Origin of the sequence: Virgibacillus halotolerans (genome assembly GCF_016908515.1) — a bacterium.
Taxonomy (GTDB): Bacteria; Bacillota; Bacilli; order Bacillales; family Amphibacillaceae; genus Virgibacillus_M; species Virgibacillus_M halotolerans.
In genome coordinates, this window is sequence record NZ_JAFBEA010000005.1 from 120,925 (window position 1) to 143,262 (window position 22,338).

At 39.2% G+C, this 22,338-nt stretch carries 18 protein-coding genes and 4 riboswitches; of the genes, 3 read left to right on the forward strand and 15 right to left on the reverse strand.

Features of this window, described 5'->3' with window-relative positions; all coding sequences use genetic code 11:
• Positions 1 to 24: 24 nt before the first annotated feature.
• The 7 genes from JOC34_RS13105 to JOC34_RS13135 form a co-directional block, all read right to left on the reverse strand.
• On the reverse strand, positions 25 to 1,038 hold the full coding sequence (locus JOC34_RS13105) for an ABC transporter ATP-binding protein (protein ID WP_205137232.1): 1,014 nt from the start codon (positions 1,036 to 1,038) through the stop codon (positions 25 to 27).
• Entirely contained in the window at positions 1,038 to 2,057 is a 1,020-nt protein-coding gene (locus JOC34_RS13110) for an ABC transporter ATP-binding protein (RefSeq protein ID WP_420856144.1), read from the reverse strand. The genes JOC34_RS13105 and JOC34_RS13110 overlap by 1 nt, the downstream gene beginning before the upstream one ends.
• Positions 2,058 to 2,082: 25 nt before the next feature.
• Entirely contained in the window at positions 2,083 to 2,940 is an 858-nt protein-coding gene (locus JOC34_RS13115; RefSeq protein WP_205137233.1) for an ABC transporter permease, read from the reverse strand.
• 33 nt (positions 2,941 to 2,973) lie between these two features.
• Positions 2,974 to 3,918 carry an ABC transporter permease subunit gene (locus JOC34_RS13120; protein ID WP_205137234.1) on the reverse strand — a complete coding sequence of 315 codons (945 nt, stop codon included), beginning with the start codon at positions 3,916 to 3,918 and terminating at the stop codon, positions 2,974 to 2,976.
• A gap of 73 nt (positions 3,919 to 3,991) precedes the next feature.
• Positions 3,992 to 5,605, reverse strand: a complete 1,614-nt coding sequence (locus tag JOC34_RS13125) for an ABC transporter substrate-binding protein (RefSeq protein WP_205137235.1) — start codon at positions 5,603 to 5,605, stop codon at positions 3,992 to 3,994.
• Between the two features lie 131 nt (positions 5,606 to 5,736).
• A riboswitch (SAM riboswitch) is annotated at positions 5,737 to 5,841 on the reverse strand.
• 131 nt (positions 5,842 to 5,972) lie between these two features.
• Positions 5,973 to 7,574, reverse strand: coding sequence for an ABC transporter substrate-binding protein (locus tag JOC34_RS13130; protein ID WP_205137236.1), 1,602 nt, complete (start codon positions 7,572 to 7,574; stop codon positions 5,973 to 5,975).
• 74 nt (positions 7,575 to 7,648) lie between these two features.
• On the reverse strand, positions 7,649 to 8,845 hold the full coding sequence (locus tag JOC34_RS13135) for a M20 metallopeptidase family protein (protein WP_205137237.1): 1,197 nt from the start codon (positions 8,843 to 8,845) through the stop codon (positions 7,649 to 7,651).
• Between the two features lie 104 nt (positions 8,846 to 8,949).
• A riboswitch (SAM riboswitch) is annotated at positions 8,950 to 9,056 on the reverse strand.
• A gap of 226 nt (positions 9,057 to 9,282) precedes the next feature.
• A riboswitch (SAM riboswitch) is annotated at positions 9,283 to 9,382 on the forward strand.
• A 94-nt stretch (positions 9,383 to 9,476) separates the two neighbouring features.
• On the opposite strand from JOC34_RS13135, the gene JOC34_RS13140 reads away from it, so the two are divergent.
• Complete coding sequence (locus JOC34_RS13140; protein ID WP_205137238.1) at positions 9,477 to 10,601, forward strand: methionine biosynthesis PLP-dependent protein; 1,125 nt, start codon at positions 9,477 to 9,479, stop codon at positions 10,599 to 10,601.
• The gene (metC, locus tag JOC34_RS13145; protein ID WP_205137239.1) at positions 10,594 to 11,787 is read left to right on the forward strand and encodes a cystathionine beta-lyase; all 1,194 of its coding nucleotides are present in this window, start codon (positions 10,594 to 10,596) and stop codon (positions 11,785 to 11,787) included. The genes JOC34_RS13140 and metC overlap by 8 nt, the downstream gene beginning before the upstream one ends.
• 634 nt (positions 11,788 to 12,421) lie before the next feature.
• Here the strand turns inward: metC and rbsB are convergent.
• The 6 genes from rbsB to JOC34_RS13175 all read right to left on the reverse strand — a co-directional run bounded on the left by rbsB (position 12,422) and on the right by JOC34_RS13175 (position 18,242).
• Positions 12,422 to 13,366: a ribose ABC transporter substrate-binding protein RbsB gene (gene rbsB, locus JOC34_RS13150; RefSeq protein ID WP_205137240.1), complete on the reverse strand. Its 945-nt coding sequence runs from the start codon at positions 13,364 to 13,366 to the stop codon at positions 12,422 to 12,424.
• A 52-nt stretch (positions 13,367 to 13,418) separates the two neighbouring features.
• Positions 13,419 to 14,354: a ribose ABC transporter permease gene (gene rbsC, locus JOC34_RS13155; RefSeq protein ID WP_205137241.1), complete on the reverse strand. Its 936-nt coding sequence runs from the start codon at positions 14,352 to 14,354 to the stop codon at positions 13,419 to 13,421.
• A complete protein-coding gene (locus tag JOC34_RS13160) occupies positions 14,351 to 15,832 on the reverse strand; it encodes a sugar ABC transporter ATP-binding protein (RefSeq protein WP_239544415.1) in 1,482 nt (493 codons plus the stop codon). The genes rbsC and JOC34_RS13160 overlap by 4 nt, the downstream gene beginning before the upstream one ends.
• Positions 15,833 to 15,962: 130 nt before the next feature.
• Positions 15,963 to 16,358 carry a D-ribose pyranase gene (gene rbsD, locus JOC34_RS13165; protein ID WP_205137243.1) on the reverse strand — a complete coding sequence of 132 codons (396 nt, stop codon included), beginning with the start codon at positions 16,356 to 16,358 and terminating at the stop codon, positions 15,963 to 15,965.
• Positions 16,355 to 17,251 (reverse strand): ribokinase, encoded by an 897-nt coding sequence (gene rbsK, locus JOC34_RS13170; protein WP_205137244.1) that lies wholly within the window; start codon positions 17,249 to 17,251, stop codon positions 16,355 to 16,357. Before rbsK ends, rbsD begins: the two co-directional genes overlap by 4 nt.
• Entirely contained in the window at positions 17,244 to 18,242 is a 999-nt protein-coding gene (locus JOC34_RS13175) for a LacI family DNA-binding transcriptional regulator (RefSeq protein ID WP_205137245.1), read from the reverse strand. The genes rbsK and JOC34_RS13175 overlap by 8 nt, the downstream gene beginning before the upstream one ends.
• A gap of 331 nt (positions 18,243 to 18,573) precedes the next feature.
• Between JOC34_RS13175 and purU the strand changes: the two genes are divergently transcribed.
• A complete protein-coding gene (gene purU / locus JOC34_RS13180; RefSeq protein ID WP_205137246.1) occupies positions 18,574 to 19,449 on the forward strand; it encodes a formyltetrahydrofolate deformylase in 876 nt (291 codons plus the stop codon).
• Positions 19,450 to 20,115: 666 nt separating this feature from the next.
• On the opposite strand, the gene JOC34_RS13185 is transcribed toward purU, so the two are convergent.
• Entirely contained in the window at positions 20,116 to 21,402 is a 1,287-nt protein-coding gene (locus JOC34_RS13185; RefSeq protein ID WP_205137247.1) for a nucleobase:cation symporter-2 family protein, read from the reverse strand.
• On the reverse strand, positions 21,399 to 21,983 hold the full coding sequence (locus JOC34_RS13190) for a xanthine phosphoribosyltransferase (protein ID WP_205137248.1): 585 nt from the start codon (positions 21,981 to 21,983) through the stop codon (positions 21,399 to 21,401). The genes JOC34_RS13185 and JOC34_RS13190 overlap by 4 nt, the downstream gene beginning before the upstream one ends.
• 231 nt (positions 21,984 to 22,214) lie before the next feature.
• Positions 22,215 to 22,316, reverse strand: a riboswitch (purine riboswitch).
• Positions 22,317 to 22,338: the final 22 nt, after the last annotated feature.

The window sequence follows — 22,338 nt, forward strand, 5'->3', positions numbered from 1 at the left end:
TGCGCCCCCATTCAAAATCTTATTTTAACGAAGCAAGTTTTCGGACCCGGCTTCGACCATTCCTTTCTCAATAGGAAAGAAGCACGCTACCTCGTGTTCCTCGTTTCCCTTTCTTTCCAACTGGGGAGTATTTTCCTTACAGTAATCTCGCGCTATTGGACACCTTGTATGAAAAACACAACCTGTAGGCGGATTTGCTGGTGATGGCAACTCTCCCTTTAAAACAATTCTTTCACGTGTTTTTTCCTTTCCGGGATCAGGTAACGGAATTGCAGATAATAACGCATTTGTATATGGATGCTGTGCATGATTATAAAACGATTCACTATCAGACCGCTCCATCATTTTCCCTAAGTACATAACAGAAACCTTATCGGCAATATGTTTAATAACTGACAAGTCATGGGCAATAAAAACATACGTCAAATCAAGTTCTTTTTGTAAGTCTTCAAATAGGTTAATAACCTGGGCTTGAACGGAAACATCCAGTGCACTTACCGGTTCATCACAAACAATCAATTTGGGTTTTAACGCTATCGCGCGTGCGATACCAATCCGTTGGCGTTGCCCTCCGGAGAATTCATGTGGAAGCCGATCGTGATATTCTGGTTTCAGTCCAACAAGATCCATTAATTCCTTTACCCGTTGTTCTATATTATCGGTCATTTTATATGCTTTTAATGGCGCTGCAATAATCTCACTTACTTTCATTCGTGGATTAAGGCTCGTAAATGGATCCTGAAAAACCATTTGTACATCTCTACGCAATCGGTGCATTTGCTTCGCGCTATAATTTAAAATACTTTCCCCTTCAATTAAAATATCTCCCGATGTTGGCTTTTCCAATCCTAATATTGTTCTAGCAAGCGTACTTTTCCCGCATCCGGATTCACCGACAATACCAAGTGTTTCACCTTTATTAACCGATAAATTCAAACCATTAACAGCTTTTACATTTCCTGTTGTTTTTTTGAGTACGCCTTTTTTGATCGGGAAATAGACTTCCAAGTCTCGTACTTCTAACAATGCCTCAGACATTACTGCTCGACTCCTTCCCGTTCAATATCCTGAATTTCATGTTTTCTTTCCTCATATTCTGATTCAGATAAAATACACGCAGCGCGATGTCCATTTCCTCTGTCAACTAATGAAGGATCCACTTCTAAGCATTGTTCTGTCACAAATGGGCAACGTGGACTGAAATTGCACCCTTTGGGTGGATCTACTAAATTGGGCGGCTGTCCCTGAATGCTTTTAAGACGTTGATGAATGTCGGAATCAAGACGTGGCAATGAACGTAAGAGCGACCATGTATAAGGCATAGAAGTATGATAAAATATATCTCCCGTAATTCCTTCCTCTACAATTCTGCCTGAGTACATAACCAGTACTCTATCCGCCAGCTGCGCAACAACCCCTAAGTCATGTGTAATAATAATAATTGCAGTTCCATATTTTTTTTGGATGTCTTTCATGAGTTCAAGTATTTGTGCTTGAATCGTAACATCCAAAGCAGTCGTTGGCTCATCAGCAATTAATAATTTAGGCTGACAAGCTAATGCAATTGCGATAAGAACCCGTTGTCTCATTCCTCCTGAGAATTGGTGGGGATAATCATTCAGACGACTTTTTGGATCTGGAATTCCAACATCCTTCAACAACTCCAATGCCTTTTCCTCTGCATTTTGTCGTGACATGGATTGATGGGTACGAATTGCTTCCATTAATTGATTGCCAATTTTAAACACAGGATTCAAACTGGACATCGGATCTTGGAAAATCATCGCTATCTCATTCCCACGAATTTTACGCAGTTCCTTCTCTTTCAGATCAAGCAAATTACGATTTTCAAAAATAATTTCGCCTTGTGGGTAAGTGGCTGGTGGTACTGGGTTCAATTGCATTAAGGAATGTGCGAGAACACTTTTTCCGCTTCCAGATTCCCCCACAATACCAACGGTTTCTCCTGCTTTCACATGAAATGACACCCCATCAACAGCCTTAACGATACCGCTGGCAGTGTCTAAATGTACTTTTAAATTCTTCACTTCAAGCACAACAATCACTCCCAATCTATCTGCCTTATGCGTACTTTTGTTTTCTATTTCTAAACAGTTTTTTTGTTGATTTTTTCTGGTTTTTCTTATGCGGATCAAACGCGTCCCGTAATCCATCACCTAGCATATTCAGGGCAAGTACAGTAATGACAATTGCCACTCCCGGAAAAATGGAAAACCATGGTGCAATCGTAATATACACTTGCGACTCCTGTAGCATCGTCCCCCATGTCGGCGTCGATGGATCTATACCAACTCCCAAAAAGCTAAGGGCAGCTTCGGCTAGAATTGCCTTAGCAAAAATAAATGTTCCCTGCACAATAATTGGTGATAATACATTCGGTAAAATATAACGGAATAAAATAACCAGATCACCAGTCCCGGTTGTTTTAGCAGCTTCTATATACTGAATATTATTCACCTGTAATACTGCTGAGCGAACGATACGTGTCATTACTGGCCAGAAGGCAAATGTGAGGGCAATGATGATATTCGTAACATTACCACCAAGAGCGGCAACCAATGCTAATGCCAGTAGTAATGCCGGAAATGCTAACATGCCATCAATAATACGCATAATAATAAATTCTGCCTTTTTATAGTAACCGGCTATTAACCCAGTAATAGTCCCTAGTACAGTTGATAACAGTGCAACAACAACCCCAACAAACAAGGTGACACGCGCCGCTACGATTGTTAGCCCAAAGATATCCCTTCCAAAATGATCTGTACCGAACCAATTTTTTCCGGATGGACTTAACAAACGCGCTTCTGGATCAATATGGGTAGGCGGAAATTTAAGCCACAATGAAGCTGTAATCGTTGCAACTATTATGAGTAATAATACACCTGCTGCCAGTAGATTTCGTTTGTTCTTAAACATAATGAAATCTCCTTTTATTATTTATTCGTTTGCTTAATCATAGCGTATTCTCGGATCTAAAACGGCATATAAAAGGTCAACCAACAAATTCACCAACACATAAATTGCAGCGATGAATAGAATAACACCTTGTATCACCGGATAATCTCGACGGTAGATAGAATCAATTAATAGTTGACCAATACCGGGAATCGTAAACATCGTCTCAATAATAACTGTCCCGCCTAACAAACCCGCAATTGTTGTACCAATTACAGTAGTAGTAGGGATGAGTGCATTAAAAAACACATGTTTCATTAATACAATGCTTTCCTTTACACCCTTTGCTTTTGCAGTCCGTGTGTAATCTTGGTTTACGGATTCTAGCATCCCATCCCGTAACATTCTGGCGACCAGTCCTATTTCAACTGCTGCTAAGACAAATGCAGGCAAAAACAGATGGTAAAACCAATTAATTGCTCCTTCCGCGACCGGTATATAGCCGGCAACTGGAAAAATAGGAATGGCAACACCAAAACAAAGCACCATTAACATTGCAAACCAAAATTCCGGAATAGATACACCAAGCAGTGAAATTGAAATAAAAATTGGATCCAAAGCTGTATTTCGTTTCCAGACCACAAAGATTGCCGTTGGAATTGCGACAAGTAATGTTAAGACCAGCGAAATAACCATCAAACTGAAAGTTGGTCCTAAATGGTCTATAATAATTTGGGTAACCGGTTCAGATGAGTATACCGACTGCCCAAGGTCACCAGTTAACACATTCCCTATCCAACTGAAAAATTGAACGACCATTGGTTTATCAAGACCAAGTTGTACTTCTAATTGTTCAATACTTTCCTGGGAGCTATCTTCACCCAGGATAAGATAAGCAGGATTTCCAGGCGTTAGATGAACGATCAAAAAAACGATAATACTGACAATAAGCATTACAGGTATTAATGATAGCAATCTACGGATTGTGTATTGCAGCACGCTTTTTCCTCCTAACTGAATGGATTAATATCTATCATCCAACATGTATGCTAAAAAGGTTACTAAAATTAAGTCACTCATCCATCCAAGTATTCCAGAATCGTTGACCAACCCAACTATCGTAATCTTTTATTTTATCGCTTTTTATATCAAACGATGTTTCGTTAGCCACTTTAATGAATGGAAGCTCATCATTAACAGTTTGATTCATTTCAGCTAAAACTTCCTGTTTCTGTTCCCCAGTTTCCGCGATACCCCAGTCATCAAGTAAATCCCCCCAGCGTTCACTGTTATACCAACCGCTACTCGCGGTATCCTGAACAAGCATGCCTAGTTCACTAGGAGAAAAACGGGTTGACCAACCGATCACAACCAAATCCCAGTTTGCAGGGTCATTCCACTTCTCAAGATAAGTTGCCCATTCATATGATACGAGTTCTACAGCAAATCCTACTTCTTCTAATTGTTGTTTAGCAATTTGAGATATTTTTTTATAATTTTCGTTGTTGTTGGAGTACATAATTTTTATTGGTTTACCGTCATAGTCTGATTCTGAAAGCAGGCGTTTTGCTTCTTCTTTATCATATGCTAAATATTGGTCTAACCCATCCTCTGAATAAAGCTCCTTCTGGTCAGGGTCAAATAATGCACCATCTAATTTATAAAATTCCTTATTACCATACGTTGCTTCAGCAATTGCTTCTTTATCCAGTGCATGATTCAATGCTTGACGTGCTTTTAAGTCATCAAACGGCGCCTTAGATTTATCTGGGGTAATCGTTGAATAGCCATTTATATACGTTATCGGATCAATATTCGGGGTACTTTCGATTACATCATAAAGATCTGGTGGGATCGCTTGTGCATAATCATAGATTCCTGTCTTCAGACCGTTAATCATGACTTGAGGATCTTTTACAATCTGGAACTTAATTTCATCCAAATAAGCTACTTTCTTACCCGATAACCCACCCCAGTCTGTTTCTTCGCGGGCGCTATATTCTTCAAAACGTGTTAAATTAATTTCTTTTCCCCTATCCCATTTTTCAAATTTATAGGGACCTGTTCCGATTAGTTGCTCCGGTTTGAGTGGTTGTTCTCCAGCATCTTCAGCAATTTCAGATGGAATGATCATGAGTGCTGATTTGGGGGCAGACATATCAGATAGAAGTGCTTCATACACTTCCTTCAATTTGATTTCAACTGTATAGTCGTCATTTGCAGTAACACTATCTATATACCTATTAGCAATTGTTCCCACAGAGGATGCCTTTCTCCAACGTTCAATGGAAGCTAGTACATCATCAGATAGCATCTCTGATCCATCATGAAATTTCACACCCTCACGTAAGTTGATGGTGTAAACTGTTCTATCATCACTAATTTCATAACTATCGGCAAGCATTGGCCTTGTTTTATAATCATTATCCAAAGCGAATAAGCTTTCAAAAATATGCCAGCCAATATCTCTTGTAGGTGTAGCACTCGTATACATCCAATCTATTGTGTCTGGTTCAGAGGCATAAGCTATATGAAGTGTCCCCCCTTTTGTCGATTCACCTGGGGATTGTTCATTAGCTGTGTTATCTTTTTTGCTCACGTCCTCACTGCTGCAACCGATTAAACCTATCATCAGGAAAATACCAAATATCGCTAATGAAATTTTATTATGTTTTTTAAAGTTCACTTTAATCCCCCTTAATTTGTTTACGAAAATCTATGTATCTATTAATTTCTTTAGAAACCCTTTCCTTTAATGCGCTTTAAAACCAAAAAAGACTTCCTTCTAAATACAAGAAGAGAGCCTTTTTGGTGCTCTCCTTATCTATTGAACATGAATTAATGCTCACTGGAATTAGCACGGCACTTTATAGTCGTTGCTAGGTTTCATCGGGCCAGTCCCTCCACCTTTCTTGATAAGAGATAGTATTTAGTTACTGACAATTCATACATTACAAGTTTAGTTATACCATGTCAAGAAAAAATAAAAGTATTACTACCAACTAACTACGGTTTATTTTTATAGTTATAAGAGGGCCATAAAGTGTTCATGATTATTCGCTTTTCCATGTGTTCCAGAAATGAGGGCCGACCCAGTTTGTGAGATCCTTCACTTTATTATTCTTTACATCAAACCTGTTAACATTTGCTACTTTAATAAATGGTAGTTCATCATCAATCGTTTGATTCATCTCTGTTAAAATCTTTTTTTTCTGCTCGCTTGTTTTAGCAATTCCCCAACTTTCTATGTGGTCCTCCCACCGTTCACTTTCATACCAGCCACTTCTTGCTGCATTCACCTCTAACATACCGAGCTCGCTAGGCGAGAAGCGGGTTGACCAACCAATGACTACTAAATCCCAATTTTCTGGATCCATCCATTTTTCTAAGTAGGTGGCCCATTCATAAGTAACCAGCTCCACTTTAAAACCTACATCTTCCATTTGTTGTTTGGCAATTTGGGCGACTTTTTCATATGCTACGTTATCGTTTGAATACATCATTCTTACCGTTTCACCATTATAACTCGAAGCTTCGAGGAGGCTTTTCGCCTTTTCTTTGTCATAAACTAAATAATTATCAGAACCCTTTTCTGAATATAGCTCTCCTTGTTCTGGCGTGAAAAGCGCTCCATCAAGATCATAAAATTGTTCATTACCATACGCCCCTTTTGCAATAGCCTCCTTATCTAATGAATAATTGAGCGCTTGACGTACTTTTAAATCATCGAACGGTGCCTCAGACTTATCAGCTGAGATAATTTCGTAACCATTCATATATGTGACTGGATCCATAGTCGGATCAACTTCAATTGTGTCATACAAATCCGGTGGGATATTTTGCACATAATCATATAATCCTGTTTTAAGGCCATTCACCATTACTTGTGGATCTTTAACAATCTTGAATTCAATTTCATCAACATATGCTTCTTTTTTTCCGGTTAAACCTCCCCAATCCCCTTCTTCACGAGCTACGTAATCGTCAAAACGGGATAAAACTATTTCACTCCCTTTATCCCATTTGTCAAACTTATAGGGACCTGTTCCTATAAGTTGCTCCTGTGTTAGTGGCTGGTCATCAGCATCTTCAGCAATCTCCGCAGGTATGATTATAAGTGCTGATTTTGGCGCGGCCATATCAGAAATGAATGCGTTATAAACTTCATTCAATTTAATCTCTACAGTATATTCATCAATAGCTTTAACCTGTTCAATGTATTCGTTAGCAATCAATCCTACTGAAGAAACTTTTCTCCAGCGTTCGGTCGAAGCAACTACATCTTCAGCCGTTACCTTGGAACCATCATGGAATATAACATCTTCACGTAATTTAATTGTATAAGTAGTTTCATCATCACTAATGTTATAATCCTCTGCAATCATTGGCTTTGCTTTAAAATCTTTGTCTAACGCAAATAAGTTTTCGAATATATGCCATGCAATGTCTCTCGTAGCTGTTGCGGATATGTACATCCAATCAAGTGAATCTGGTTCGGATCCAATAGCAACTTTAAATGTACCTCCGTTTGTTGGTTCCCCCGCAGATTCCTCTCCATCCATAGCTTCATTTTTATTAGCACTTTCTTTATTACACCCAATTAAACTGATGACCAAGATGAAAGCAATTAAAGTAAATGTAACTCTAATTTTCAATTTCATTTTCCTCCCCTTTCCCCTTAATAAAACGATTCAAAATCTAACCAGATTATTTATCTATTTATTACTTTTTAAAACAAATAATGAGAAACAATTTTCACAAATGCCTTTTCAATGTTAAGTAGTGCCCGTTCATCAAAATCGAATTTAGGATGATGGTGGGGATAATGCGTAGATTCACTTTCGTTTTGCGCCCCAACTCTGAAATATGTCCCAGGCTTTTCTTGTAAATAGTAAGAGAAGTCCTCTGCTCCCATCGATGTTTCCAGATCAACAGCAGCCCCTTCATTAAATGTTTCCTGAAATAGTTTTCTAACAATATCTGTCTCTTTCTTATGATTAAACAATGCGGGGTATCCAAGTAAATAATCAATTTTATATGTAGCCTGAAACCCTTCTGTAATGCCTTTTAAAATCGAATGGATATGATCCTTTACATCTTTTCGTATTTCCGAATCAAATGTACGGACAGTTCCTTCCAGTCTTGCTGTATCTGGTATCACATTAAACGCATTACCCGACTGAAAAACGCCTAAAGTAACGACAGCTGATTTTAGCGGGTCAATTTTTCGACTTACTATTTTTTGCAGTGCACTGACAATGTCACTCCCGATCACAATCGGATCATTGGATTCATGTGGTCTTGCCCCGTGCCCACCCTTTCCTTCTATAATAATTTCAAACTTATCTACAGCTGCCATCTTATACCCTTCACCAACAGCAACTTTTCCTAGCGGTATTTCTGAAGCGAGGTGGGCACCAAAAACATAATCTACGCTGTCCAAAACACCTTCTTCTATCATAAATTTTGCTCCACCAGGTGGTGTCTCCTCTGCAGGTTGAAATATAAAATAGACCGTGCCTTTTATATGTTCCTTAAATTTACTCAGTGTTTGTGCTGTCCCTAGTAAAGCGGAGGTATGCCCGTCATGTCCACAAGCATGCATCACCCCGGGATTTAGTGATTTATATGCCACTTCCTTTTCATCATCAATCGGTAATGCATCGAAGTCTGCTCTTAATGCGATCGTTTTTCCCGGTTTACTACCTTTTAATATCCCGAGAAGACCATTCCCACCAATATTTGTCTTAACTTCAAGCCCAAAACTCACTAATTTTTCTTCAATAAATTTCGCAGTTTCCTTTTCTTGAAAGGAAAGCTCGGGGTGTTGGTGTAAATATCTTCTCCAACTAATGATTTCATCAAGGTTATTATTTAATTCAGTTGTTATTACATCCAAAGTGCTGTTTGTCTGATTCACTGACATTGTTCCTATCTCCCCTTTCATGAATTTATTTTTAAATATTGTTTGAATACTAAAAATTCCCTCCTTAACAAATAAGAAGAGGGAAAGTCCATTGATTTATTCTCCTCTTATCTCTTGAACATGACTTGCTTGCTCACAGGAATTAGCACAGTACTTGGTAGTCTGTTGCCTGGTTTCATTGGGCCGGTCCCTCCACCATTCTTGATAAGAAATTTATTCATTTATTATCAATACAATACAAGGTAGCAATCGACCTGTCAAGACATTATTTACATTATCCCTACCTGATAACTTTAGTTTTGTGTGAGATGGTTAAAAAGCAGAAATTATTGCTAGTGTTCGAACATCCTGACATACCTATAAATTTTCTTATTTATCTTGACATTCAGTTTAAACACCTGTAGAGTATATTCTAATAACTAAATAAATTACATTTTTTCTTATCCAGAGAGGTGGAGGGACTGGCCCTTAGATACCTCGGCAGCAGACTTTAATGTACTGTGCCAATTCCAGAAGCTTCGTGCTTGAAGATAAGAAGAGAAATAAGCAAAAAATGCTAAACCTCTTCTTATTCTAGGAAGTGGTTTTTTTATTTTTAAGAGCTAAATATAGACATAAAAGGATGATAAACATGACAAAGAGAGACATAGAAACAAGATTGGTACAGTTGGGAAATAAAAGTGATGCGAAAACAGGAGCGATTAATCCACCCATTTATTTATCAACGGCCTATCAGCATCATGGACTTGGTCAATCAACCGGATATGATTATACACGTACTAAAAATCCTACCCGCACCTTATTAGAAGAAGGCATCGCAAACCTGGAATCCGGTGATGCTGGTTATGCCTGCAGTTCCGGCATGGCAGCCATTCAACTGGTATTTTCCCTATTCCGTTCCGGTGATGAACTGATTCTGCCAGAAGATATATATGGCGGTACATATCGCTTACTTGAACATTATGCGAAAGCTTATGATATTCAAACGACATACACCGAATTTAAGGATCATCAGGAAACGGAACGATGTATTACGGATAAGACAAAGGCGATATTTATTGAAACACCCACAAATCCTCTGATGCAGGAAATCGATTTAAAGGAAGTTGCGGCACTTGCTAAAAAATATGATTTGTTACTCATTGTTGATAATACATTTTTGACGCCTTACTTACAGCGTCCAATCGAGACCGGCGCTGACATTGTCATCCACAGCGCAACAAAATATATTGGCGGACATAATGACGTTTTGGCCGGACTTGTTGTCGCTAACGGAGAATCACTTTGTGAGAAACTAGCTACCTTCCATAATGCTGCTGGTGCGGTACTTTCTCCCTTTGACTCATGGCTTTTGATAAGAGGATTGAAGACTTTATCATTACGGATGGACAAACATGAAGAAAATGCGAAAAAGGTTGTAGCGTTTTTAAGAGATGAACCGACTGTTGAAGATGTCTTATACCCCGGCAAAGGTGGGATGCTCTCCTTCCGACTGAATGAAAGTGAATGGGTTGATACATTTTTACAAAACTTACAGTTAGTTACTTTCGCGGAAAGCCTTGGTGGAGTTGAAAGTTTTATAACATACCCAGCAACACAAACCCATGCAGATATTCCAAAAGAAGAACGAATCAGACGGGGAGTGAGTGATCGACTGCTTCGTTTCTCAGTAGGTGTAGAAAAGGCAGAAGATATTATCGCAGATTTGAAGCAAACTTTAAATAAATTAGGAAAGGTGGAACAAAGTCATGTCTGATTATCATGATAAAATCGAAACGAAAGTAATCCACGCCGCAAAAAATGCGGCCCTTGAAACAGAAACAGGTGCAGTGAATGTCCCTATTTATCTATCATCTACATTTCATCAGGAAAGTTTCGATAGCTTTGGTCCATTTGATTATAGTAGATCCGGTAACCCAACAAGAGAAGCATTGGAACAAAGTATCGCTGACCTAGAAGGCGGTGAAAGAGGATTGGCATTTGCTTCAGGAATGGCTGCCATTTCTTCTGCTTTTATGCTTTTATCTTCTGGAGACCATGTGCTCATTTCCCAAGATGTGTATGGCGGAACCTATCGCTTTGTGACTGAAGTATTAGATAAATTCCAAATCACACATACGTTTGTTAACATGACAGATTTGAATGAAGTAGCTAATGCAGTTCAACCAAACACAAAAGTCATTTATATCGAAACACCATCCAATCCTTGCATGAACATTACGGATATAGAAGGAGTTATCAAAATAGCAAAAGCCAATGATTGCTTAACATTTGTTGATAATACCTTTATGACGCCACTTTATCAAAATCCGATCAAGCTTGGTGCTGATGTTGTACTACATAGTGCAACCAAGTTTTTATCTGGACATAGTGATATTATCGCTGGTTTAGCAGTAACAAGAACTGCAGCACTTGGGGACAAATTGGCATTTATTCAAAATTCCTTTGGATCCATTTTGGGGGCACAGGATGCTTTTCAATTAATCCAAGGCATTAAAACATTAAATGCACGTCTGAGTCAGTCTTCACAAGGGGCTCAGAAACTAGCTGAATATTTCCAGGCACATCCATTAATTGAAGCAGTCTATTATCCAGGGTTAACCGCACATCCCGGACACGAAATTCACGCGAGACAATCTAGTAATGCTGGTGCTGTGCTTTCTTTCCGCTTACCAAATAAAGCAGCAGCTAAAGCATTCGTAGAACATGTTCGGATTCCTGTTTTTGCTGTAAGCCTTGGGGCTGTTGAATCGATTCTTTCTTATCCAAACACCATGTCACATGCTGCAATGCCTAAAGATGAGAGAGAAAAAAGGGGAATTACAGATGGTTTACTACGTTTATCTGTCGGCCTCGAGCATGTTGATGATTTAATCAAAGACTTTGACCAGGCTTTGGATGTTGCAGTAAAACAAGCAAAGGAAGCAGCTGTGATTTCGTAAAAACGATTGTTAGCCAAATATAAACTTGTTAGGAATCACATGTTTAGGAACTATTATATTAGAAAAACCAAGAAGACCACTTGGTCCTTATGGATCTCTATCAAGTAAGATGTCCGCTTCAGGTAGTCGCTTTCCGCGGGCAACACTTCAGCTTCCTCGAAAGCAAAGAACACTTTCTGTGGATCTTCAGTTGTTGCTTTTCCCGCAGGAGTCGACTTCCCTCCGCTCCCATCACGTGGTAATCTAAGGTAGCCCTCCTTCTCTCAGAAGTAAAAAGCGAGCATTTTTTATTAGTTTATCTTTTAAATCATATAAGAATAGGCAAATGTCAAGAAACACCCATCACCAGAGCGGAAGAAATATACGGAGACTCCTGCAGGAAAAGCGTAGTCGCTGAGACCCCGCAAGAAAAGTGGGTTCCTTTTCTGAGGAGACTCAGTGCAAGCCTGCGGAAAGCGTAGTGTATTTCTGGAGCGCCTGTTATTAAATACGCTCATTATTTATATACTTTTGTATGAAAACACTTGTTAATTTTTCATGATAGATGGTGGCTCGCGCTCTAGGCAAGCCATGATGGTTTCTTAACTGCTAAAAAAGCGAACAGCACCAGGCTCTGTTCGCTTTTTTATAAATTTTATTTTGTTACCATTTGTAAATCAACAGGGATAAAATCATCAACCTCTTCCCCGTTCGCAACTTTCCCAGCGGCTTCTATCGCACTTTCACCAATAAGCTCAGGTTGTTGCGCAATGGTTGCATCCATTCTCCCATCTTCCACTGCACTTACTGCATCATCTGTTGCATCAAAACCAACTACGACGACATCATCAAGCATACTTTTCCCTTCCAATGCTTCTATTGCACCAAGTGCCATTTCATCATTATGCGCAAATACCGCATCAATTTCTCCCTTACTTTGAAGAATATTCTCCATTACAGATAAGCCCTTTGTTCGATCAAAATCAGCAGACTGATTCGCAATAACTTCCATATCATCCATTTTATCAATAATATTATGGAAACCTTTTCCACGTTCACGCGTTGCAGAAGCGCCAGAAACACCTTCGATTTCTACTAATTTAGCTTTATTATCCAATTGCTTCGCAATAAATTCGCCAGCCATTTCACCACCAGACTCATTGTCAGAAGCAATGTGTGTAACTACTTCTCCTCCCTCCGCACTTCTATCAACTGTAATTACTGGTATATCTGCGTCATTTGCCAATTCAATTGCAGATGAGACCGCATCCGAATCTACCGGATTGACTAAAAGCACGTCAACTCCTTGTTGAATTAAATCTTCTATATCACTTAACTGTGTTGATGGATCGTCCTGTGCGTCCGATGTTACGATCTCATACCCTGCTTCCTTTGCCGAATCCTCTGCACCATCACGTAATGTTACGAAAAATGGATTGTTTAATGTTGAAACAGAAAGACCGATCTTTATATTATTATCTTTTCCGTTCTTATCCCCATCCTCACCATCTTTTGATGTTCCAGGTGCATCAGTTGAACACGCTGTCAAAACTACAAATAATATTGCAACCATACTACAGACCTTTAACCATTTATTCATTTCTATTCCTCCCAAAATTATATTATTTCATCAATACGAAACTACTATTCTTTTATTTGGAACGACGATCAAGCATAACTGCTAGTAAAATAACGCCACCCTTAACGATTTGCTGATAAAATGAGGATACGTTTAATAGATTTAGTCCATTATCAATTACGCCAATAATCAATGCACCAATCAATGTTCCTACAATTCTTCCCCGACCACCAGCCAAACTTGTTCCACCAATAACAACAGCTGCAATCGCATCAAGTTCATACATACTCCCTGCTGTTGGCTGTGCAGAGTTCAAGCGACTTGTAATAATAATCCCTGCTAACACGGATAGCATACCTGTAAGTGAGTATACCCAGATTTTCACACGATCCGCTTTAATTCCAGATAGTGTAGATGCCTCTTCATTACCACCAACTGCATAAACCTGACGTCCAAATACTGTATTCCTTAGAATAAAAAACAAAATAACGAAAATAATCAACATTAATATGACTGGAAATGGAATGCCAAATACATACCCTTTACCAATCATTTCAAATGTGAAGCTATCTGATAAACCTGTTATGGGTTTCCCATCCGTATAAACTAAAGTTACACCACGGAAAATAGTCATTGTAGCAAGCGTTGCAATGAATGGTGCAACTTTTCCCTTTGTAATGATAATCCCATTTATCGCACCCAATGCAAGTCCAATTAGCAAACCAATGAAGACTGCTAGGAGTGGATCCATTCCACTTGTTAATAATCCAGCTGTTAGTGCACTACCCAACGCCAGAAGGGAACCGACGGATAAATCAATTCCAGCGGTTAGTATAACAAAAGTCATACCGAATGCGATGAGCGCATTGACAGATACTTGCCTGAGCAAATTAAATATGTTGCTTAGTGTAAAGAAATTATCACTCAAAACACCCAAAATAACCATAATAACAATTAATCCTATTAAGGGGCCGATTTTTGCCATGTTACGTGTTAGAAATTGCTTCATGATTTACTTCCTCCTGTCGCAGCGGTCATGACATTTTCTTGGTTTGCTTCATCACGATTTAAGAATGCTGTAATTTCCCCTTCGTGCATAACCATGATTCGATCGCTTACACCAAGCACTTCTGGGAGCTCGGATGAAACCATGATGATGCCAACGCCGTTTTTTGTAAGTTCATTCATAATCGTATAGATTTCTTTTTTAGCACCGATATCCACACCTCTTGTCGGCTCATCTAGGATAAGTACTTTCGGTTCAATCCCTAACCATTTTGCGATGACCACCTTTTGCTGGTTTCCACCACTTAATGATTTGACATCCTGTTCACCGCCTGTTGCACGAACTTGAAGCCTTTCAATCAAATCCATCACCATTTTATTTTCCTTGGAATTTGAAATCACACCATTATTTGACACCGTTTTCAAATTGGTTAATGCAATATTTTCGCGAATTGATGCCTCTAAAACCAATCCCTTTGCCTTTCGATCTTCTGTTATAAATCCAATTCCCATTTTCACTGCGTCTCTTGGATGTTTAATTGATACATTTTCACCATTCAATTTAATGGTGCCGCTATCTTTTCTATGGAAACCAAAAATAACTTCCATTACTTCTGACCTTCCAGCGCCCATCAACCCAGCTACACCTAAGACCTCCCCTTCCTTCACATCAAAGCTAATATTTTTGAATAAACCCTTACGTTCTAAGTTCTCCACCTCAAAAATAACTTCTCCTATTTGATGTTGTCTTTCCGGGAAGCGCTGTCCTAGTTCACGACCAACCATCATTTTCACAATTGCTTCAAAGGAAGTATCTGCAATATTTTCTGTTCCAATATATTGACCATCACGTAATATTGTAATCCTATCGCAAATTTTGAAAATCTCTTCCATACGATGGGAAATATAAATAATGCTAACACCTTGTTTTTTTAGTGAATCCACCACCTTGAACAGACTTTCGATTTCGCGGTCCGTTAAAGCTGCAGTAGGTTCATCCATTACGATTAATTCCGCATTCGTAGCCAATGCACGAGCAATTTCTATCATTTGTTGTTTTCCGACTGAAAGATTTCCAGCCGTTTCATCAGGATGAATATTTGTCACACCCAACCTTTTCAAACTCTCTATCGTTTGTTTTTTCATCGCAACCATATTCATTATTCCTGTTTTACCGTAGGTCAGTTCTTTTCCAAGAAACATATTTTGCGAAACAGTCAAATGCGGGATAATATTCAATTCCTGATGAATAACAATTATCCCTTTTTCCTCGGCCTCTTTCGGATTAGTGAACGTAGTTTCTTTGCCATTTACCTTTACTACACCGGCATCCTTCTGATGGATACCTGTTAATACTTTTACAAGTGTCGATTTACCTGCACCATTTTCGCCCATCAATGCGTGTATCTCACCATGTTCCACTGCAAAATGAACTTGTTTTAACACTTGATTTCCGGAAAAAGATTTATCAATATTCGTCATTTCGATAAAAGGGGTTATTTTACCCAACTTCCTCACCTCTTTCTTTAGAAAAATTGGCATTCACCAGCCTTTGGGCAAATTGCCTTCGTTGCACTTATGCAGTAAGAAAGTAGTTATTCTTTTTTAACTGCTAAAAAATTACACCTGCATGCAGAATGACGTTCGCATAAGGAGTTGCTTCTCCAGTACGGATGATAGCTTTTGCTTCTTTTAGTTTACTTTTCAATTCTTGATGTGGGATATACGTGATTGGAATATTATTGTATTGCCCCTTGGTTTCATTGTGTAATGATTGGTTGGTATCCTTCATTTCATTTGCTAACGTCATTTTTTCCAATTCCATATCTGTGGTTACTGCTTTCAATACAGAGGTGAAACTGGGTGTACCTATCGTAAGTGATACATCAATACATCGTGTATCCTCAGGTATAGGCAATCCACAATCCGCAATAATCACTGTATCTGTATGACCAAGCCTGGCGAGTACTGCGGCAATATCTCGATTCAGTATCCCTGACTTTTTCATTTTATGTGCTTCCTTTCTTGAATGAATTGTTCCACCTCTTGTCTTGTTGGCATTCCCCCTTGTGCACCAACCTTTGTAACGGACAATGCAGCTGCTGTATTTGCAAAATCAACAGCCTCTCGGATTGATGTTCCTCTGCCGATCTCCGTCGCAAGTGCACCATTAAATGTATCTCCTGCTCCGGTTGTATCTTTTACTTTCACATGGTGGCTGGGCAAAAACTGCTCTGCTCCATCATCATAAAAAGCAACACCGCGTTCCCCTTGCGTTATAATCAGCTTTTCTTGAATGGATTTAAATAATGGGTCATCCTTCATTGCATCTGCTTCAATTTCATTTGGTGTTAGATAAGCAACACTTGTAAACAATACATCAGGTAAGATTTGATATGGAGCAGGATTCACAATCACTGGCACATTGTATTCACTGGCGATTTTCAATGTATGAATAACTGTTTCCATTGGTATCTCCAACTGTAGTAAAAGCACATCACTTTGGCTAATCAGATCCCTGTGCTTATCCACTAAATCTGAATCAACATGTTCATTTGCTCCCGGAGCAACAATGATGCGATTATCATCCTCGGATAGGATTATATTCGCTATCCCGGTTGGCTTTTTCAAATCTGTCATCATACCTTTAACATTAATTCCTTCCGATTTTAAGTGATTCAATAATGTCATGCCAAATGAGTCATTGCCAATGGCACCAATCATGTTTACATCGGCCCCAAGCCGTGAAGCAGCTATGGCCTGATTTGCCCCTTTTCCACCTGGATAAGTTGCAAATTCATTTCCAAGAACTGTCTCTCCCTGCATTGGCATTTTCATCGTTGTTATCGTTAAATCCATATTGATACTTCCAACGACACAAACAACTGGTTTTTTATTCATTCATGTCCCTCTTTCGTTTGGTTGATTGTCTTTCTACTAATTGTACTGAGAATGCTTCATTCTTTCTTGACAATTTTTGATCATTTATTTGCTCGATAAGCATTTCAGCTGCCCGTGCCCCCATATCATAAATAGGTTGTTCCATTGTTGTCAGTGATGGGGTTGCCATCTCTCCCATTGTGATCCCATCAAATGCGATAACTGATAAGTCATTTGGCACATGTATTCCTAATGATTCTGCCGCTTTCATCGCGCCAATACCCATCACATCATTTGCTGCAAAAATGCCATCTAGTTCTGGATGGTTCATAAGTAATTCCGTTGCAACATCCTTCGCTTTTTGCAAGTTAAATGACCCTGAAGCAACATAACTGGGCAAAAACCAATCTTCATCACTAACAATATCCAAATATCCTTGCAGGCGATTCTTTGCGTTGCTTGCATTTATCGGACCGCTTATATGTGCAATTCGCTGACAGCCCAGTCCTATTAAGTATTCTGTTGCTTTTCTTGCACCTTGGTAATTGTCCACCGTCACAGTCGATAATTCGGAACTAAAAATCCGATCGAGTGCGATAACAGGTACATTGATTCTTTTAAGTGATTCCGCAGTAATCGTACTGGAAACAATAATAATCCCGTCTACCGATTTTTGTTGAAGTGCATCCATATAGGTAAGCACCTTCTCCAAATTATCATCGGTATTACAGAGGACAAATGTGTAATCGTTCTTGTTTGTGATATCCTCTACTGCCCTAGCAAGCTCAGGGAAGAATGGGTTCATTATATCTGGTACAAATAATGCAATCATTTTGGAACGCCCCTTAAAAAGGGCACGTGCTACATCATTTGGCCGATAATTCAATTGTTCAATTGCTTGGTCCACACGCTTTTTCGTGTCAACATTCACGTAACCATTACTATTTAGTACTCTGGATACTGTCGCAACAGATACACCAGCAACTTTGGCAACATCTTTAATGGTGGCCATTTACAATCACTCTTTCATTTCCCAATAGTTTCATATATATTTTTAAATAATGATGCTATATGTAACCCGTTACATATAATGATAAAACGTTTTCAATACGCTGTCAAGGTTATATTTTTTAAAAACTTAATTGTCACCAAGCTTTTGGATGACAGCCTTAGTTACACTTATACTGGTTTCCCATGAAAGTTATACTTTCCTATCAGTGTAAACTCAGCCTAATGCTTTCCTATACCTCAAAATAAGCTCTTGCATTAGCTTATATTTTCAAACCTGCCAGACTTGCTATATAATGAAACTTTATAATGAATGATAGGAGTAGTGAATGATAATGTCTAATAATATAAATGATAACAATCGCAGTCGTTTATTAATCAAATGTCCTGATGGACCTGGTATTGTGGCAGCAATTTCAAAATTCTTATTTGATCACGATGCAAATATTATCGAATCAAGCCAGTATACAAGCGATCCCGAAGGCGGAACGTTCTTTATCCGGATTGAGTTTCACTGTGAAGGACTTTTGGAAAAACGTGTTGAAATGGAAAACAACTTTGCGACACTTGCATCAACGTTTTCAATGGATTATCGTTTTTCCTATGCTAACGATAGAAAGCGGACAGCTATTTTCGTTTCAAAAGAACCATATTGTCTGATGGAGCTGTTATGGGAATGGCAAAGTGGTGATTTAGAAACAGATATTGTTGTTGTCATCAGCAATCATGAATCTGCAAGAAGTATTGTTGAATCGCTGGGAATTCCTTTTCATTATATACCAGCGAATAAGGATATTCGTAAGCAAGTAGAAGCGGAACAGATCGATCTAATGAAGAAATATCAGGTTGATTTACTCGTCCTTGCCCGTTATATGCAAATTTTAACGCCGGAATTTGTTGACCATTTTCCCGATCAAATTATCAATATTCATCACTCGTTTCTTCCGGCGTTTATTGGTGCACGGCCATACGAGCGGGCATATGACCGCGGTGTAAAGCTAATCGGGGCAACGTCACATTATGTAACAAATGATTTGGATGAAGGTCCGATTATTGAACAGGACATTGAGCGCGTCGATCATCGTGATCATGTCACTGATTTAAAGAAGATCGGTCGGAAGGTAGAACGACGCGTTCTGGCACGTGCCGTTAAATGGCACCTGGAAGATCGCATCATTGTCCAAGACAATAAAACAATTGTATTTCATTAATAAGAGAAGGCTGTTTTCGTAAGTTTTGTTGCTTTTTAATCCTATCATTTGATAGATACTGCGACGTAAGAGCTTGTTAATTTCCGCTCCGGGCAGTCGCTTTCCGCGGGTGCCCCGGCAAGGGGTATGTCGACGTTACCCACAAAGAGCGGTTTTAGTCGACCTTCATCAATGCTTCCTGCGGGATTTTCAGTTGGGACTGCGCTAACTCGTCCCACCATAAAGACTTGTTGCTTTTCCCGCTGGAGTCGACTGCCCTCCGCTCCAATCAACTATCTGAAATAGGGGGCCGGCTTGTTATCTTTGCGACATTATTACTAACAGACAGGTGCATTAAACGCCCAGCTTCAGACGTGACTAAAAGACTTCTTCTTTTATAAAGCAATTGAAAATGGTATAACATCCATACACTAGCGGAAGAAATACACGTAGACTCCTGCGGGAAAGCGAAGACGATGAGACCCCACAATGAGCGTTCTTTGCGAACGAGGAGGCTCAGCGCGAGCCCGCGGAAAGCGTAGTGTGTTTCCGGAGCGGTATGTTACCTCCCAGTCTATAGATTTTGTGTCACAAAAACGTTTTTTGAGAAAAGAGCCTAATAAAAAAAACGGATGATATGCGCAACTGCTATCATCCGTTTTTTTATCCTATTTGATTCTGAATTCCTTATGACGCCTTTTCCGCGGAAAGTTTCTCTGCTTTTCTCTCAGGGGTCATATTGAATAAAATATTTAATGCGATTGCTGTCACACTGCCAGCAACGATGCCATTACTTGTTAAAATCTGTATGCTAGATGGAAACTGTGCGAACAATTCCGGCACAACCGTTACCCCCAAGCCCATACCAACCGAACAAGCGACAATCATAGAATTAGCCGATGAATTTGAAATAACATCACCCAACATTTTAATGCCTTGGGACACGACCATCCCAAACATTGCGATCATTGCCCCACCCAATACCGCAGTCGGAATAATCGTTGTTAATGCGGCAATTTTAGGTATAAAACCTAGTACAACCAACATCATACCTGTTACTAAAATTACTTTTCGTGATTTGACACCTGTCATTTGCATCAGACCCACATTTTGAGAAAATGCTGTATATGGAAAAGCATTGAAGATTCCACCAAGTACAATGGCCATGCCCTCCGCACGATAGCCCCGGGCAAGGTCCGCTTCGTTTAACTTTTTATCCGTTATATCACTCAGTGCAAAATAGACACCTGTTGATTCTACAAGCGACACCATGGCTACCAATATCATCGTTAAAATCGCTGACCAGTGGAATGTGGGCATTCCAAAGTAAAAAGGTTCAACCATATGAAATAACGATGCTTCAGATACCGCAGCAATATCCACCTTTCCCATCAAGGCAGCTACAATGGTTCCGATTACCAAACCGATCAAAATAGAAATGGCACGCGTAAACCCTTTGGAAAACCGGTAGAGTAGAATAATAAATAATAACGTTCCAAATGCTAAAGAAATATTGGAAACAGAGCCGAAATCACTTGCCCCTTCTCCCCCACCCATATTATTAATCGCTACAGGGATTAAAGTGATACCAATGATGGTTACAACCGAACCTGTAACAACAGGCGGAAAAAAACGAACCAATTTACCAAAAAACCGTCCAATTAAAATGACAAATAATCCGGAAACGAGAATTGAACCATAAATGGTTGAGATTCCGTACTCGCCACCGATTGCTATCATCGGCCCTACTGCTGTAAACGTACAGCCGAGCACCACAGGAAGCCCAATTCCGAAAAAACGATTGCGCATTACCTGCAAAATCGTCGCAACACCACACATCAAAATATCAATTGCAACAAGATAGGTGAGTTGATCCGAAGTTAATCCCAATGCACCACCAACAATCAACGGAACCAATATGGCCCCAGCATACATGGCAAGTACATGCTGAATTCCTAATGCCGCTGTTTTCATAAGGTTGGATTCTCCTTAAATGTAACTTTTCCTCCAACCAATGATGCAATAGACGCCAGCGATTCTACACGAACACCACGCTCACGTAGTTGATCGCCACCATCCTGAAACGCCTTTTCGATGACGATACCGATACCAGCAAGAGTTGCACTTGCTTGTTCAACAAGATCCATTAATCCAAGTGCTGCCTGTCCATTTGCAAGGAAGTCATCAATAACAAGTACAATATCGTTATTAGAAATAAAATCTTGTGATATTGAGATTTCGTTCGTTTGTTTTTTTGTATAAGAATATACTTCTGTTGTGTATAGATGATCGGTTAACGTAAGTGATTTACGTTTTCTTGCAAATATGACAGGGACACCCAATTGCAAGCCAGTCATAACAGACGGTGCAATACCGGAGGACTCGAGAGTGAGAATTTTTGTAATTCCCGCATCTGAAAAGAGGCCAGAAAATACTTCACCGATCTGTTGCATTAAAACCGGATCAACTTGATGATTTAGAAAAGCATCCACTTTTAAAACGGAATCGGATAATACTTTTCCCTCATTTAAAATCTTTTGCTTTAATTGTTCCATTTTATATCTCCCTCTCTATTTTTTGATTTCAGAAAAAATCGGTATTCGCCAAGTTTTAGGTGAATGCCCGCATTGTACTGATGCAGAAAGAAATAGGCACATACTTTCTTTACTGCCAATAAAAAAAGGCCACAAAATTTGCTTCCACTCTACTATGAGAGAAACAATATTTTTCAGGCCAGAAAAATACAGAATAAACTGAATTATATACATCACCAAAAAGGCAATTATACATCCAATTGTTCCGCTCATAGTCAGTCCATTTACGGTAGACCGGTAGAAACTTGCAGACCTTATTTCTGCGATTATATGATCATATAAAATTATAATGTTATTAGTATAGCACTTCGCCACT